A 15,117-nucleotide genomic window follows, 5' to 3' on the forward strand; every position below is an offset into this window, starting at 1 on the left:
CACTGTCAACGAAATGACCAAGATCGCTTAGTTAAAAATTAACGTATTTAAACATTCAATTATCAAAATAGATTTGAAAGTATTTACAATATAAGTCAGTAATTGAGTGTAGTACCTGTACTACATTTAGTGAGTAACTCAATATGACATGACGAGTTGCCCTATCACTAAAACATTAAAGACATCAAAATTACCGACGATTTCGGTATCAAATTTAAAAGGAACATCCCATGACTACATTAACGATTGTTGCAAACATCAAAGCTAATGACGACAAAATTGAACTGGTGAAAGCCGAGCTACTAAAGCTTATCGACATTACTCGCGCTGAAGAAGGTTGCATCAACTATGACCTTCATCAAGACAACGAAAACCCAGCGCATTTTACTTTTTATGAAAACTGGGTATCACGTGAACTTTGGCAGGCTCATATGGGCAACCAGCACCTTGCGGACTACATGACAGCAACGGAAGGCTCTGTCGCAAGCTTCACAGTCAACGAAATGACTAAGATCGCGTAACGACAACATAAAACAAGCTTGTTATAGCACTATGCCCTGACTAAAACGGTTTGGGGCATCAAAGAACACCAATGAGGCTCGACATGAAAAATATGAAAATCTTACTAACACTTGCGACTGCGATGATAGTTAACACAGCGCAAGCGGCTGATATCGAAGTGGTTGCCAAGCTTGATGGCACACGACCAGGGAACATTACAGTAACGAAGCAGGGGCGTACTTTCCTTTCTATGCAACCCCTTGATGCACCTGAACTTCGTGTTGTTGAATTGATGAAGGATGGCTCAACCAAAGCATTTCCAACCCAAGACTGGGCAGATGGTCCAGATAAAGGTGAGGTTGGTTTGGCTTCAGTAATCGGTATTGATAGTACCGATGATGGTGTTGTGTGGGTGTTAGATATGGGCAGTGAAACTTCGCCTTCGCAAATTGTTGCATGGGATACCGTCAACGATAAGCTATTTAAACGCATTGAAATTGGAAAAGACGTACAGGTCGGTAACTCTTTTTTACAGGATTTTGCATTAGATACACTGCGTAACCAGATGTACATTGCCGATACGAGTTTAGGTAATCTGTATGGCGAAGCTGCGCCTGCCTTTGTTGTTGTAGATTTAAATACAGGTAAATCTCGCCGCGTTTTGCAATCAAATAAAGCACTGCTTTCACCTGAGCATGAAGTTGTGATTGATAGTTCTCGTATGGCGACAAAGCGTGAAGATGGTAGCGTTGATGCGATTTATCTTGGTGTGAATCCAATCACTATTGATGCAAATAATGAATGGCTATATTTTGGTACAGTCAATGGTAGTGCTATCTACCGTATTCCTGCCGCTGCTCTTGCTAACACAGCGCTTAGTGAAGATGCATTGGCCGAGCAGATTGAATTTTTCAGTGAAAAACGTCCAAGTGATGGCATGATTATCGCAGATAACGGTGATATCTATGTCGGTGATATTGAGAAAAATGCTGTTGGTGTGGTGAATAAAGACGGCTACAAAATCTTTGCACAAGATGACAAGTTATTGTCATGGGCAGATGGTTTCTCTATCCAGGGTGATTACTTGTACGTCACTCAAAACTCTCTTCACTTCCACCCTGCTTTCAACGAAGGCGAAGAAGGTTCAACCAAGCCATACCATGTGCTTCGAATCAAACTTAACTAATTGATGGTCTTTATGGCGGGAGTCATTCTCTCCTGTCCTTATTTTTCAATTCAATAGCGAGCCCATCATGAAAAATTCACGATAAAACCGAGTCGAGACCTTATCCAGATGTCTGAATTTGCCTCATCTGCTGTTGGCGGAGGTGATGTGATTGCTGACGGTAGCAAGGTTACACATCTTCAGGTTGGAACCGCGTGGTTGGTCTGTTTTTTCCGACTTGGGACACTGTCGCGATCAATCAAGGTAGCAACGATGTGGCCAGAGGCGGAGGCAGTACTGATGGTATGTTAGCTCAGGAAGTGGTTGGTCATGAAGATCGCTTTATAACTTTTCCAGATCACCTTTCTTACGAAGAAGCATCAACTGTAGTGGATCAGTAAATTTGGCCACATAGTCAGAACTCTAGACATAAGGAAAAGTAAGTCTAATCGCGTGTCTTGAAATTAGCCTCAATCCTGCTCTAGCTTGTTTTGGGGCAAAAATGAGTTATGTCACTACTCATTTTTGCCTTTTTCATTAGCATTAAAACTCAATCTATCGACCGTATTGCTCAATAATAAAGTGCTCAAAATCATCACACATTTGGTCATTCGACTTTGCATTATTCGCTAATTCAGTTGCTCCATCAACGATCGATACCTTCGCATTCAAATCCGCGACTGGTGCACGTTCTCTTGTCGACAGCTGTTTGATTTTTTGCTCCTCAATCGCCCAAGCCTCCTCTGGCGATAAGTTACACTCGTCAGCGAGATATTTGGCATTAAAACCTTCCCCAGTCAGGCTTTCGATTGTACCGTTATGGTTCACGCTATTGCCTTTATGCCAATAGTGTTTCGCCAACAAAGGCCCGATCTCTGGGTTATCTGTTAAGTAACCAAACTTGTCGGTGAAATAAGCTCGTGTTTGATACACCGCCATATGAGCCAATAGATAACCTTGGTATGAGCAAGATGCTTCATCAGACAATAAGTGAGGGATCGCCATCAGTGGACGAGGGCTGCAAGACAATCCAAGAATTGCCTTTTCACTGCTACGAGCAAGTGTCGTGATTTTTTCAGGCGTGAGGTCTTCATCAGCTAATTCGTACAGGGCTCGCTCGAAATATGGAACCACAAGAATGCTGCGTTCTTGGTAAGCTCGGAAGGGCTGTTTATTGTCGATGATGGCTTTAATTAGATCATCTGGCACAGGTTGCCCGTCCGCATTTAGAGCGTACTGTTTTAGCCAGTCAGCGTCATTTAACAAGCTGTCGCAGAACATGGATTGTGTTTCAGCATAAGCCATCGAAGTCGGCGCAAACTCTTGAGAGAAACAAGGGGCGTTCATTTTTACATTAGCAAAATGCGCCGCGTGACCACCTTCGTGAAATAGTGTGTTAATCCCATCATAGCCACTGCCTATTTGATCGGGCTTAGCGTTGCTAGTGAAATTAACTTGGGCCGCAACCCAAGCATCTTGGTCATAGAAAGAAGGGATAGGGCCATGGCAGAAGCCATTAGGGTACTTACCTTTACGATCAAGCAGATCCAATTTTAATGTCGCTTGAGAGTATTCGATGTTGAGGCGACCAAAAGATTCAATCCAGCGTCGAAGTGACTTTGAGAACGGAACATAAGGATCAAGATCATTCATAACGTCACCTGCAAAAGAGTAGGTAAAGTTATGGGCTTGAAGTGCATTCTCGCCTTTCTGCTCTGCCAAATTGGCTAGGCTTTGCTGATGGCTATCACGCGTGCGTGCTTCGAAGTCATCCAGAATCGTAAACAGTTGTTCTGTCGTCATCTGTTCGGTTTTTACCACCGAGTAATCAAAGAAGGTTTTAAACCCCAGTGATTGAGCAAATTGGTTACGTTTTTTGATCAGCTCAATAAAGCCGTTAGCCAGCAGCCATTGCTCTAAATCTAATAATGCTTGATGTGCAGAAAGCCTAACTTGTTCATTACCATTACTTCTAACGGCTGAACCTAAAACAGGCAGTGACCCTTCCGTTTCATCGCCTGTTTCATTTACGTAAGTCATCGCATGATTCTGCTTTTTCTCAAACAGTTCAGCCTCAAACTTTATGAGATCGGCTTTGAGCTTCTGAGACTGCTCAGACTCAATAGCGTGAGATCTAAAGGTCGCTAACCAACCATTCAAGCCTGTTAGTGTACTCTCTTTTTCGAGAGGATCTTGAATTTTATCGATAGCAGCAAGTTGCGTTTCGATAGCAGTAATCTGTTCGGCAGCGCTTAGAAATTCCGTCCACTGAGTCTGTGCGAGTGTCGAACCATCGTGGTCGTCACTGATACCCATATATGTATCCCAAAAGAAGTCTTCTTTCGCTTTATGAGTCGCAAGATACTTTTGATTCAATTGGTTGAGATAGTTCGTTGCAGTCATGACATTCCTTGAAATTTAACCAGTAATTTCAACATTATGACACATTCATTGAATGTATTTTGTGACGTTAAGTATAACGGCATAGAAGTTACCTTTTCATCAAGGCGTGTTGAACCAATACGGCTTCATCAGTTTACCGCCAGAAGCTATTCAACGTAACAAAGTGAGATTGTCGCTTGAAGAGCCTGCGATTGAAGGTGGCTATAATTAATTAGTACGGCGTGTTGCAACTGTTGTGGGAGAGTGATATTCTCTCTTTCGTAATGGTTCTCAACGTGACGGATTACGTTATTCGGTGATGAATTTATCTAGCGGGCATGTATGCCCAGGGCAAGATCATGAAAAACCCATATGGAATAAGGGGTAGCGTGAAGTGATGTTTCCACTAATTTGTACACTGAAGTCACAACAAATTCAATACATTCAAGATCGATTTGATGATCAGATTTAGGTGTGATCATATACTGTTTTTTAACAGCAGATATTTAGCCATAATGAATGGATTAAGCCTTTTGGACCATATTTCAGTTATTCGAGACCCTCGCCAAGCTTGGAAAATAGAGCACACGCTAACCGACATTATCTTCTTAACAATTGCAGCAGTGATTGCTGGTGCTGAAGGTTGGGAGGATATTGAAGATTTTGGTGAAGATAACTTGGAATGGCTTAGGCAGTATGGTGATTTCAAACAAGGCATACCAGTACACGATACCATTGCCCGAGTTATCAATCTTATTTCCGCCAAGCAACTGCAACGATGCTTTACTGCGTGGATGAAAGACTGTCATGAGACGACAGAGGGTGAAGTGATTGCTATCGACGGCAAAACTCTCAGAGGCACATACAACAAAGACAAGCGTTGTGGTGCAATCCATATGGTTAGTGCCTTTAGTGCAGCAAACCAAGTTGTACTAGGACAAGTGAAGACTGCGGATAAAAGCAATGAAATAAAAGCGATCCCTGAACTGCTTGAAATGCTTTCCTTGCGAGGTTGTTTAGTGACTATTGATGCTATGGGATGCCAGAAGGATATAGCTGAAAAGATAGTCGCTCAAGATGCAGATTATCTCTTAGCGGTAAAAGGTAATCAAAAACGATTGGAGCAAGCGATTAGCCAAGTGTTTAATTCTAGTATGATTAATAGTTTTGAAGGTGATAAATACGTCACTCAAGAGAAAGGGCATGGTCGTACAGAAACGCGTTTGAGTATGGTTGTTCACAATACAGATTTCTTAGGCTAAAGCTTTACTAGAGAGCACGCGAGCACATTGGAGCATTGAAAATCAGATGCACTGGCGATTAGACGTTGGTTTTAAAGAAGATGAATGTCGGATACGTCGAGAGCAAGCCGGTGAGAATTTAGCAGTTATAAGACATATAGCTTTAAATCTGCTGACGGAAGAAATCAGCTTCAAAGCAGGGATCAAAAGAAAGCAGAAAAAAGCGAACCGCAATAACGCTTACCTTTCGCAAGTCCTTGCAGGGCAAGGGGCTTCGTAATCTTGCCCTGCATGTATGCCCGTTTTTTTTCGCCTAAAATTTGCGACTCGAGCAGTTGTTTGTCGTTTGGTCACGTATAATGGACACTTCATATAGCGCTAAATAAGCCCAGTCGATGAAAATCTTTCAAGTTCTAATCTTGCCTCTAATGCTGTCCCTCAATGCTATTTCATTTTCAGCGCAAGCAACCGAAAGCTGGTGGCTAAGAACAGTATTTAACAGCAACCCAAGTCTGCCGAATTCTCAAAACTATATTAATGATATCGAGTTGATGGATTGTGGTGAGATCGAAGGTACTTTGTTGTGCAGTGACTTAACCCAATATTACGACCTGGATGTGTATGTTGAACTGGAGTTGGGGGACTCAAGTGTCGAAACGGTTCGCTTAAACCTGCCATATTCGGACCTAAGTTACACAAAGCTTCAGGCATACCTTCGCCAAGATGGCTTTGCTCTCAGTTCAATTCGTATTGGTGAAGATGAATTCGATGTTACAGCTCAACTCGAACAAGCTCGAAATGAAGGTGTTGGTTTCGATAAGGTGGATAAACAGCTGGTCGAATTCATCAACGCGCCTCACGGTTCAGCAGAGCAACTGAGTGTGTGGAATGTGCCTAGCTTATCTTCTTCTAGCTCTACTTCTCCTTGGATTCAGTTACAGAGTGATGGTGACAACTTAACGGTTGAACTTAATCGTTTTTAATTGCTCAAATTTATAGATAGTTTCGTTATTTATTAGGCTAAACAAGCCTTTCAGGAGAACGGCTCGCGGGCAGACAGCAAGTTATAATTCATTTAAGTGTTCGTTTTTCTGCGGCTCTCACATTTTTAATAAGCGTTTAGCTTTGCCATTTGTTATACGTTGAGCCTTCGGTAAAACGAGATTAGGATACGTTCAGTATTGATAAAGGAGACAACCCATGGTTGCAAGAGTAACGATAGCGCCACAAGGCCCAGAACTTTCTGAGCTGGTGCAAGGATACTGGCGTACAGCAGAGTGGGGCATGACCCCGCAACAACGCCTGACTTTCCTGAAGCAACATATTGATCTTGGCATCACAACTGTTGATCACGCGGATATTTACGGTAACTACCAATGTGAAAAGTTGTTTGGTGAGGCTTTAGCGCTTGAACCAAGCCTTCGTGATGATATTCAAATCGTCACCAAGTGCGATATCAACCTATGTGGTGACCACACTCCAGATCGTAAGATCAATCACTATGACACCAGCGCGCAGCATATTTACCAATCAGTAAATAACTCATTAGAGCACTTAGGTGTTAACGATATCGATGTATTGTTGATTCACCGCCCAGACGTTTTAATGGATGCCGATGAAGTAGCAGAAGCGTTCGCAGAGCTACACAAAGTAGGTAAAGTTAAGCACTTCGGTGTTTCTAACTTTTCACCGCGTCAGTTCGAACTGCTTCAATCTCGACTCGGTAAGCCGTTAGTGACCAACCAAGTTGAAATCAACCCATTGAACTTCGAAGTGGCTCATGATGGCACGCTAGATCAACTGCAGATGAACCGCATTCGCCCGATGGCGTGGTCTTGTCTCGGTGGTGGTAGCATCTTCAGTGGTGATTCAGCGCAAGCGGTTCGCGTTCGTGATGAGCTAGAGGCGATTCGTCAAGAAGTCGGTGCAGACAGCATTGATCAAGTGATTTACGCTTGGGTTCGTCGTTTACCATCTAGTCCAATTGCAATTATTGGTTCTGGTAAGATTGAGCGTGTGAAGACGGCCGTTGATGCACTGAAAATCGAGCTGACGCGCGAACAGTGGTATCGCGTATGGGTGGCATCTAAAGGTCACGGTGTGCCATAGAAAGCAATTCGTATAGAAGTTAAAGCCAGCTAACAAAGCTGGCTTTTTTGTGTTCGCCTAACATGTTTCTCCAAAACTGTGATTAAGGTGGAATAATTTTCAAAAACACTCATAATGCACTCTGTTTTTCACCAGTTGGATATTTCCATTGAGCACTTCAAAATTCTCTTCAATCGCCCTTAAACCAGAGCTTCTAAACACGTTAGATTCTCTTGGTTATACTGAAATGACGCCTATCCAAGCGTTAAGTCTTCCTACTATCCTAAATGGCAAGGACGTTATCGGTCAGGGTAAAACGGGTTCAGGTAAAACAGCTGCTTTCGGTTTAGGCGTGCTGCAGAACCTACGCGTTAAGCGTTTCCGTGTTCAGTCTTTAGTGTTATGTCCGACTCGTGAGCTTGCAGACCAAGTAGCAAAAGAGATTCGTACTCTTGCTCGTGGTATTCACAACATTAAAGTGCTGACACTATGTGGCGGTATGCCAATGGGCCCACAGATTGGTTCACTAGAGCATGGCGCACACATTCTTGTAGGCACACCTGGTCGTATTCTTGATCACCTAGAGAAAGGCCGCATTGACCTGTCTGAGCTGAACACACTTGTGTTAGATGAAGCGGATCGCATGCTAGAGATGGGTTTCCAAGACGCTTTGGATGCTGTGATTGAAGCGGCGCCAAAAGAACGCCAAACTCTGCTATTCAGTGCGACTTTCCCTAAACAGATCAAATCTGTTGCAGACCGCATTATGCGCAATCCAGAAATGGTGAAGGTTGAATCAACACACGATCACTCAAGCATCCAACAACACTTCTACAAGTTAGAAGGTTCTGAAGCTCGTGATGACGCTCTAGAGCTGCTGTTGTTGCATCACCAACCGGAGTCTGCGGTTGTGTTCTGTAACACTAAGAAAGAAGTGCAGAACGTAAACGATGAGCTAAGCCACCGCGGTTTCAGTGTTATCGAACTTCATGGTGACATGGAACAGCGTGAACGTGACCAAGCTTTGGTTCAGTTCTCAAACAAAACCATCTCGATTCTAGTGGCGACAGACGTTGCGGCTCGCGGTCTTGATGTTGATAACCTAGATGCTGTGTTCAACTTTGAATTGTCTCGCGACCCTGAAGTTCACGTACACCGTATTGGTCGTACTGGCCGTGCAGGAAGCAAAGGCGTAGCGATCAGCTTTTTTAGTGAAAAAGAGATGTACCGTGTTGCTCAAATTGATGAGTACATGGACATGCCAATCGAGCCATCTGAACTGCCAGCAAAACCAATTGCTAAGCCGTACTACTCAAACATGGTTACCATCCAAATTGATGGCGGTAAGAAAGCTAAGCTTCGTGCTGGTGATATTCTTGGCGCACTGACGGGCCAAGGCGGCATTGATGGTAAATCAGTAGGTAAGATCAATCTGTTTGCAATGCGTGCTTACGTAGCGGTAGAAAGATCTGTGGCTAAAAAAGCACTGAACAAAATCGAATCAGGTAAAATGAAGGGTCGTCAATTCCGCGCCCGAATCCTGAAGTAATTCGAGACTGAATCCCTTTGCTGCGATATGTCTAATTAACGACATTGCTAATTAATGGCATTGCAGTAAAGGGTGTTCCACAAAATGCCACTTAAGTTTCTTATCTTAGGTTTATCGACCTAGTCCTCTATACCAAAGCATTATTCATCGGGTCTTATCGAATAAAGATCGTTGATATGTTTTCCTTCGCTAAGATACCAAGTCATCGCTTCCTGTCGATTGTCAACCAATATCGTGATTGTGGTTATTGAACCATCATCAAAATAACAAAGCTCATATTCTAAATCGCTTGGATGATCAGGAATAGCGGCCATAGCTTCCCTCCCAAATATCAATCATTTTAAATACGTCAACCCAACTCATTTATAGGGCTCGTATCACGTCAAATGAGTAATAAAATCAAGTTACATCACTGCCATTAATTATTTTTAGTTTAATCATTTGCCTAAATAGCTAGATTAGCAAGTTTGGGTCTCAATTTATCTCAAAGTTTTTACGACCACTGTTTATTAAGACTACTTTTATAAGAGCTAGAATTAGCGTTATAAAAACTGGGCTAACCTTAAAGGGATGAGTTAATCGGTTTGTGGCTTTGTTGAATGTCGTGAGAGGGTAGAATGAGAAAGTGCCGGTGGTTAGTTTTAGTGATCTGTTTTCTATTTACTGGGTGCGGGACCAAGTTCGCCTATAACAATATAGGTTGGTTTGTCGTTAGCTATATAGAAGATTTTGTTTCCCTCTCAAATAGCCAAGAATCAGAGCTTGAAGAGCGATTAGATATATTACAAAAATGGCATAAAGAAACTCAGCTACCTCTGTACATCTCGCAATTAGAAGCGATTCAAAACGTAGATCGGTCGGATATGAATCCCGCTTTTATTGTGGGCCAAAGTGAACAAACGAAAGAGCATATTCGCACAATCGTCAATAAGTTCGCTCCAGATATTTACGCCTTGAGTATGCAGCTTAGCCCTAAGCAAGACAGGGAGTTTTTAAAGAACTTTCGTGAAAAGCAGCAAGACTATTATGAAGAAAGGTTGTCGTTGAACGATGCCGATTCGAGAGAGCGATACCGAAGCAGAATAGAAGAGCGCGCAGAACGGTGGTTAGGTTCAGTATCGAAAGAACAAAAACAGATTATTTTGGCTTGGTCTAAAGAGTGGGTAAATACCAATAGCAGTTGGCGACAATATCAAAACAACACCTATCAAGAGCTAACGACGCTGATGGCAAAGAAGAGCGATCTGCATATTGCTCAGCCGATTATCATGAAGTTGCTTTTAAACAATGAAGCTTATTATCCTGATGAACTTGAGTCACAACTCAACCAAAATATGGAAACATCAGCCAAGTTTTTAGTAGATATCGCCGCGACCAGCAGTAACAAGCAGTGGGCGTATTTTATGAATGAATTAGAAAGCCTCAAAGGAACGTTGAAGTCATTGCAAGAGTAGAGCGTCCCTTTTAAAGGCTAGCGGTTATTGTCGAGCTAGCCTTTCATCCCACTTTAAGGTGAATTTCGGAACCTAACCCCTGTTGCTCATCAGTAGTTTTGGAATCGAACCTTTGGCTGTCTTCGATATTTTCTGCATCAATTGGAAGCTCGGCTGTTGAATACCGTGGTCACTCTGCAGCTCATCGATCATTAATAACCACAACCTTGCTGTCATTTCTGAATCGGCTAACGCTCTGTGGAAAGTACCGTCGTTGTCGATATTTTTGAAACGCACAAGGTCGCCTAGCTTATGAGTTGGTGCGTCTTGGATTAGACGACGAGCTATCAACATTGAGCAAGCGAACTGTCCATTGTAATCGCGACCAATATTATCTAATTCCGCATCAAGAAAGCGCTTATCAAATGAGGCATTGTGAGCGACAAGTTGGCTGTCTTGAATGAAGTCTGCAAACTCATCCATCACTTCACTACAACTGGCCGCTGTGCTTAACATACGGTTACTGATTCCGGTATAACCTTCAATGAATCCACTCACACGAAATCCCGGGTTCATGAGCTGCTGGAAGGTGTCGACGACTTCGCCGTTAACGAGTTTAACCGCACCGATCTCAATCGCTCGGTCGCCCATATTTGGTGATAAGCCTGTGGTCTCGAAATCGAGAACGATAACGGAATCTGCGGAGTTTGGAGCCATCGTGTTTCCTAATTGCTGTTTGGTAGTATCGCTTTGTATGGGGCGTTTGGTGTTGCTATGGGTAAATCAGTTATTTGCTATTGCTGATAGTAAGTTCAGTGTAACCCGTCGAATCGTCATGCTCTCTGTTGAAGGTCAAGGTATCGTAGCGGTGAACAATCAATTCAGCCGTGGTCGCGATAATCGTCCCTTCAAGCAAATGCCCACCAATTACATTGCCATTCTCATCAGCAACGGAGATATGAATATGCTGGTGGTTTGGGGTTAGCGTTGCCATCACCGAGACTATTTCGAACGGAGCTGTGATTAGCTTGGTGTTGTTGGCATTAGCTAAGCGAATATTGAGTTGAGAAACACATCCGACACAAGACGCAATAGAGCCCGCGGAGATATTGTGCGCTGTCACTAGCCTCTGGATCTCTAGCTTTAGGTCTTGGCCGCGGGTTAATCTCGTTGCGATAGGAGTGATCATCTTATTGCCTCAACGTTATATGTATTTCAAAGAACAAAACGAAGCCACATAGGGCTTCGTTTTATTTTCATTTTGGCTAACGCGACTTTTCTTTTGGTTAATGCAACTTTGCATTTTCTGTCGCTGAAATTACTTAGTCTTGTTGCTGTTCTCTTTTCTTCTTAGGAACGAAGTTCAATACTGAAATGGGTACTTCTTTGCGTGGTTCGAAACCTTCAACAACGCGACGTTCAATCAAGTGACCAAGACGCTTTTCAATAATGCACAGGTTTTTGAAGTTATCTTTTGATAGGAAAGAGATCGCTTCGCCAGATGCATCAGCACGGCCTGTACGACCAATACGGTGAACATAATCATCTGCTGGGAATGGCATGTCGTAGTTTACTACGCGGCTTAGGTTGTCGATATCGATACCACGAGCAGCAACACCCGTCGCGACTAAGTATTTTAGGCGACCTTTCTTAAAGTCAGCCAAGATCTTTTCACGAATCGCTTGGCTACGTCCACTGTGGAAAGCTTCCGCTTGAATACCACGTTTCTCAAGTTGAGCAACCAACTTAGCCGCGCCGTGCTTGGTTTCGATAAAGATAAGCGCTTGGTCCCAGTTACCTTCGGTAATCATGTGGCTCAATAGTGCTGACTTACGGTCTTTATCTACCGTTACCAACCATTGCTCAATGTTCGCTTTAGACGCATCAGTCTTGGCAATCGAAATCTCTTCCGCTTCACTGATTGCACTTTTCGCTAGTGCACGCACTGGCGTTGAAAGCGTTGCCGAGAACAGCAGGTTTTGGATGTCTTGTGGTAGACGCGCGATGATCTTGTTGATGTCTTCAATGAAACCCATGTCTAGCATGCGGTCAGCTTCATCTAGAACCAGTACTTCCACTTCATCAAAGTGAACGGCACGTTGTCCGTACATGTCGATCAAACGACCTGGTGTTGCCACAAGAATATCCACGCCTTCAATAAGACGATCTTTCTGGTGTTGGTAAGACACGCCACCGTACATCGCTAGTGATGTTAGGTTTAGGAACTTCGCGTACTTAGTGATGTTCTGTTCAACCTGAACTGCCAGCTCACGCGTTGGTGTCAGGATAACTGCGCGGATACGTTTTTTACGCTGCGTTTCACCTTTGCTTAGCATTTCTAAGATAGGGAGAACAAAGCTCGCAGTTTTACCTGTACCTGTTTGTGCTGCAGCAATAAGGTTCTTACCAGAAAGAACAATCGGAATTGCTTTTTCTTGAATAGAGGTTGGCTTTTCATAGCCTTGTTTTGCAACGGCTTTAACAATAGGTGAGCTTAATCCAAGCTTGGAAAATGGCATAAGTTTCTCGGTATGATTTGGCTAAATAGCGATGGAAAGGTTTAACAATCTTATACAAGGATAAGATTAATGGCGGCATTCTACCATGTTGCTTGTGTACCGCTAGTAACATAGACACTTTAGTTGGATAATACTGGCTCAATAGCACAACGATAAGGCAGGAATGTAGAGCAAATAGCAAATCCGGTGGAGGATTAATCTCCCACTTATTTTTGCCACTGAATATGCACGATCAGTGATTATTTTGTTTGCTAAAAGAGGTGTTTATAAATTAAGTTGGATCTTGATATTATTTATATCAACAGTTTCATACAGCATATTCCAACTTGAATGAGTAAATAGACCTCCCATTTGGGTTACAGCTATTCTCGTTCCACTAGACGCTTGATTCGGATATCCATTGAACGACGCTAACTTACGTAGACTTCAGCAGCTTATTGCAAAGTATGAATTAGGTGAAGAGTATCACCTAACGATCGATGATCTTGAACACTCGCTATCGACCTCTCGCAGAAACACTTCGATCATTCTTAAATGCTTATCGGAATATCGCTGGATTTGTTGGATTCCGTCCAAAGGAAGAGGGAAGCTTAGCCAGTTTAGAATTTTGGTCAGCTTTCCCGAAGCATTAGAACAAGTGTTAGCGCTTCAGTTAGAGCAAGGGTGTTTTAACGTTATTCCCCGCCTTCTAGAAAGCTATGGTGATGCTGCAATAAAGGCACTGACGCTAGCGACTGAAAAACATAGTCTGTTCAATCAACAACATGACCATTTACTGATCACTCAATATCCGTGGGTTGATAACCTTGATCCAGCAAAAACATACCGAACCGCAGAACATCACATCTTAAGAAGTCTATACAATACGTTACTCGTCCAAGACCATGAGGGAAATCCCCAAGCGAGCCTCGCGCACCATTGGAAGGTGGAAGGGCGATTTCTGCATTTTTGGTTGAGACCGAATGTGTTATTCCATGACGGTGAAACTTTAACGGCCAAAGATGTTGCTCAATGTTTGTTGCAGCTAAAAAATATCGAAGGGCCAGTACAGTCTTTATTTGATCAGGTCAGTGATGTTCAAGTGGTGGGTGATAAACAACTGACTATTGAGCTGACACACGCAAACCCAATGTTTCTCTATGCTTTGACTAGCCCACACGCGTCTATTTACCGCTGCAAGCGTACTTATTTTTCGAGCGGGCGCAGTGCCTATATCGGAACCGGACCTTTCTCATTAGACGATTGGAGCGAAGAGTGCTTGGTTCTTAAACGTCACCGAGGTTACTTTGCTCAAAATGCCTTGTTAGAACAGATAACGCTCACCGACATAGAAGGTTTGAATGATCACACCCTGAGTTTTAATCAATCTGGCGTAGCAGAAGAAACCACAATCAATGCACTTTCGTATCTTGCGGTTAATCGTAGAGAAAACTCGGGCATAACCCCTGAAGAACTCGACAGGTTGGTATCGTTTATCAAGTCCAGCAGTAAAGAGTTTGATGCTGATATGGTGACGGATGATCTGTCTTTCTCGCCGAGTAAATTAACATCCAGCAATCCCATTCCTATTTTGACGGGCACGGTTGTATTAACACGACCTAGAATGACGATTCCTTTACTTCAAGATATGGCGGACTGGCTGCAACAAACGATTGTAAAAACGGGTGTCGCTATTGAAGTTGTTGAGCTTACCAATATCAGTGACCCTAGCTCCATGAGTGAGTCGGCAGACTTGTTATTCATTGAAGAAGTTATCGAACAGCCAGCCGATTATGGCCTTTACGATTGGCTACTTGCTTCCTCTGGGCTCAGATTCATTTTCAACAATTCTGAGATGAAGGCGCATTGCGAGAGAGTTAGAGCTGCTGTCAGTGGCGAGGACCCAATGCGCGAGTTGAAAGAGATTGAAGGTTCGCTTTATCAACAGAAGTTACTTTGTCCGTTATTTCACGGCAAAGAGAAGGTTTTTAATAGTGTTGAGGTTCATGGGGTAGAGATTAACCAAACCGGTTATAGTGATTTTTATAAGCTTTGGATAGCTTCGAACGAGAAGTAATTAGTCCATTTTTAACCCCATTTCCCTATCTTTTAGTTTCTGTTCAAAATGAAAACATGCACGAATCGGCTATCACCCTTTCGTGTTTCTTTCTAATGCCAATCGCTATTATGGCTGGCTATGACTATCACAGTCATTTCCGGTCATCCCCCCAATGACAATTCCATTGATAATGTATTTCAT

The 15,117-nt window shown here is 43.1% G+C and carries 13 protein-coding genes and 2 pseudogenes; 10 read left to right on the forward strand and 5 right to left on the reverse strand.

Annotated features, from left to right (window positions below):
* Positions 1-230 precede the first annotated feature (230 nt).
* The 3 genes from AB4493_RS00475 to AB4493_RS00485 all read left to right on the forward strand — a co-directional run bounded on the left by AB4493_RS00475 (position 231) and on the right by AB4493_RS00485 (position 2,067).
* Positions 231-521, forward strand: a complete 291-nt coding sequence (locus AB4493_RS00475; protein WP_055026561.1) for a putative quinol monooxygenase — start codon at positions 231-233, stop codon at positions 519-521.
* Between the two features lie 83 nt (positions 522-604).
* A complete protein-coding gene (locus tag AB4493_RS00480; RefSeq protein WP_372154356.1) occupies positions 605-1,687 on the forward strand; it encodes an L-dopachrome tautomerase-related protein in 1,083 nt (360 codons plus the stop codon).
* Positions 1,688-1,881: 194 nt separating this feature from the next.
* Positions 1,882-2,067, forward strand: a complete 186-nt coding sequence (locus tag AB4493_RS00485) for a hypothetical protein (RefSeq protein WP_102530869.1) — start codon at positions 1,882-1,884, stop codon at positions 2,065-2,067.
* 154 nt (positions 2,068-2,221) lie between these two features.
* Here the strand turns inward: AB4493_RS00485 and AB4493_RS00490 are convergent, their stop codons facing one another.
* A complete protein-coding gene (locus tag AB4493_RS00490; protein WP_372154357.1) occupies positions 2,222-4,069 on the reverse strand; it encodes a M3 family metallopeptidase in 1,848 nt (615 codons plus the stop codon).
* A 97-nt stretch (positions 4,070-4,166) separates the two neighbouring features.
* Here AB4493_RS00490 and AB4493_RS00495 point away from each other — a divergent pair.
* From AB4493_RS00495 to dbpA, 5 genes and pseudogenes are all read left to right on the forward strand, one after another.
* Positions 4,167-4,280, forward strand: a pseudogene (locus AB4493_RS00495) (phosphate ABC transporter substrate-binding protein); the annotation flags it as partial.
* Between the two features lie 283 nt (positions 4,281-4,563).
* Positions 4,564-5,569: pseudogene (locus AB4493_RS00500) on the forward strand (ISAs1 family transposase).
* Between the two features lie 115 nt (positions 5,570-5,684).
* Entirely contained in the window at positions 5,685-6,272 is a 588-nt protein-coding gene (locus AB4493_RS00505; protein ID WP_017059475.1) for a hypothetical protein, read from the forward strand.
* 217 nt (positions 6,273-6,489) lie between these two features.
* Positions 6,490-7,398, forward strand: a complete 909-nt coding sequence (locus AB4493_RS00510; protein WP_017064347.1) for an aldo/keto reductase family oxidoreductase — start codon at positions 6,490-6,492, stop codon at positions 7,396-7,398.
* Between the two features lie 148 nt (positions 7,399-7,546).
* Positions 7,547-8,926: an ATP-dependent RNA helicase DbpA gene (dbpA, locus tag AB4493_RS00515; RefSeq protein ID WP_017064348.1), complete on the forward strand. Its 1,380-nt coding sequence runs from the start codon at positions 7,547-7,549 to the stop codon at positions 8,924-8,926.
* 140 nt (positions 8,927-9,066) lie between these two features.
* Here dbpA and AB4493_RS00520 read toward each other — a convergent pair whose 3' ends face one another.
* Positions 9,067-9,240, reverse strand: a complete 174-nt coding sequence (locus tag AB4493_RS00520) for a hypothetical protein (RefSeq protein ID WP_017059478.1) — start codon at positions 9,238-9,240, stop codon at positions 9,067-9,069.
* 303 nt (positions 9,241-9,543) lie between these two features.
* On the opposite strand from AB4493_RS00520, the gene AB4493_RS00525 reads away from it, so the two are divergent.
* The gene (locus tag AB4493_RS00525; protein WP_017059479.1) at positions 9,544-10,380 is read left to right on the forward strand and encodes a DUF6279 family lipoprotein; all 837 of its coding nucleotides are present in this window, start codon (positions 9,544-9,546) and stop codon (positions 10,378-10,380) included.
* Positions 10,381-10,452: 72 nt separating this feature from the next.
* Here the strand turns inward: AB4493_RS00525 and AB4493_RS00530 are convergent, their stop codons facing one another.
* From AB4493_RS00530 to AB4493_RS00540, 3 genes are all read right to left on the reverse strand, one after another.
* On the reverse strand, positions 10,453-11,076 hold the full coding sequence (locus tag AB4493_RS00530) for a PolC-type DNA polymerase III (RefSeq protein WP_017059480.1): 624 nt from the start codon (positions 11,074-11,076) through the stop codon (positions 10,453-10,455).
* 70 nt (positions 11,077-11,146) lie between these two features.
* Entirely contained in the window at positions 11,147-11,548 is a 402-nt protein-coding gene (locus AB4493_RS00535; RefSeq protein ID WP_372154358.1) for a PPC domain-containing DNA-binding protein, read from the reverse strand.
* Between the two features lie 133 nt (positions 11,549-11,681).
* Positions 11,682-12,878 carry a DEAD/DEAH box helicase gene (locus tag AB4493_RS00540; RefSeq protein WP_017064352.1) on the reverse strand — a complete coding sequence of 399 codons (1,197 nt, stop codon included), beginning with the start codon at positions 12,876-12,878 and terminating at the stop codon, positions 11,682-11,684.
* Positions 12,879-13,278: 400 nt separating this feature from the next.
* Between AB4493_RS00540 and AB4493_RS00545 the strand changes: the two genes are divergently transcribed.
* Positions 13,279-14,934, forward strand: a complete 1,656-nt coding sequence (locus tag AB4493_RS00545; RefSeq protein ID WP_017064353.1) for an ABC transporter substrate-binding protein — start codon at positions 13,279-13,281, stop codon at positions 14,932-14,934.
* Positions 14,935-15,117: the final 183 nt, after the last annotated feature.

Origin of the sequence: Vibrio sp. 10N.222.55.A1, assembly GCF_041473835.1 — a bacterium.
In the GTDB taxonomy this organism is placed as follows: Bacteria; Pseudomonadota; Gammaproteobacteria; order Enterobacterales; family Vibrionaceae; genus Vibrio; species Vibrio crassostreae_C.

Excerpts from the sequence above, each read along its gene's own strand:
- AB4493_RS00475 (WP_055026561.1), top strand. The coding sequence starts at position 231 with ATGACTACATTAACGATTGTTGCAAACATCAAAGCTAATGACGACAAA.
- AB4493_RS00480 (WP_372154356.1), top strand. The coding sequence starts at position 605 with ATGAAAAATATGAAAATCTTACTAACACTTGCGACTGCGATGATAGTT.
- AB4493_RS00490 (WP_372154357.1), bottom strand. The coding sequence starts at position 4,069 with ATGACTGCAACGAACTATCTCAACCAATTGAATCAAAAGTATCTTGCG.
- AB4493_RS00505 (WP_017059475.1), top strand. The coding sequence starts at position 5,685 with ATGAAAATCTTTCAAGTTCTAATCTTGCCTCTAATGCTGTCCCTCAAT.
- AB4493_RS00510 (WP_017064347.1), top strand. The coding sequence starts at position 6,490 with ATGGTTGCAAGAGTAACGATAGCGCCACAAGGCCCAGAACTTTCTGAG.
- AB4493_RS00520 (WP_017059478.1), bottom strand. The coding sequence starts at position 9,240 with ATGGCCGCTATTCCTGATCATCCAAGCGATTTAGAATATGAGCTTTGT.
- AB4493_RS00525 (WP_017059479.1), top strand. The coding sequence starts at position 9,544 with ATGAGAAAGTGCCGGTGGTTAGTTTTAGTGATCTGTTTTCTATTTACT.
- AB4493_RS00530 (WP_017059480.1), bottom strand. The coding sequence starts at position 11,076 with ATGGCTCCAAACTCCGCAGATTCCGTTATCGTTCTCGATTTCGAGACC.
- AB4493_RS00535 (WP_372154358.1), bottom strand. The coding sequence starts at position 11,548 with ATGATCACTCCTATCGCAACGAGATTAACCCGCGGCCAAGACCTAAAG.
- AB4493_RS00540 (WP_017064352.1), bottom strand. The coding sequence starts at position 12,878 with ATGCCATTTTCCAAGCTTGGATTAAGCTCACCTATTGTTAAAGCCGTT.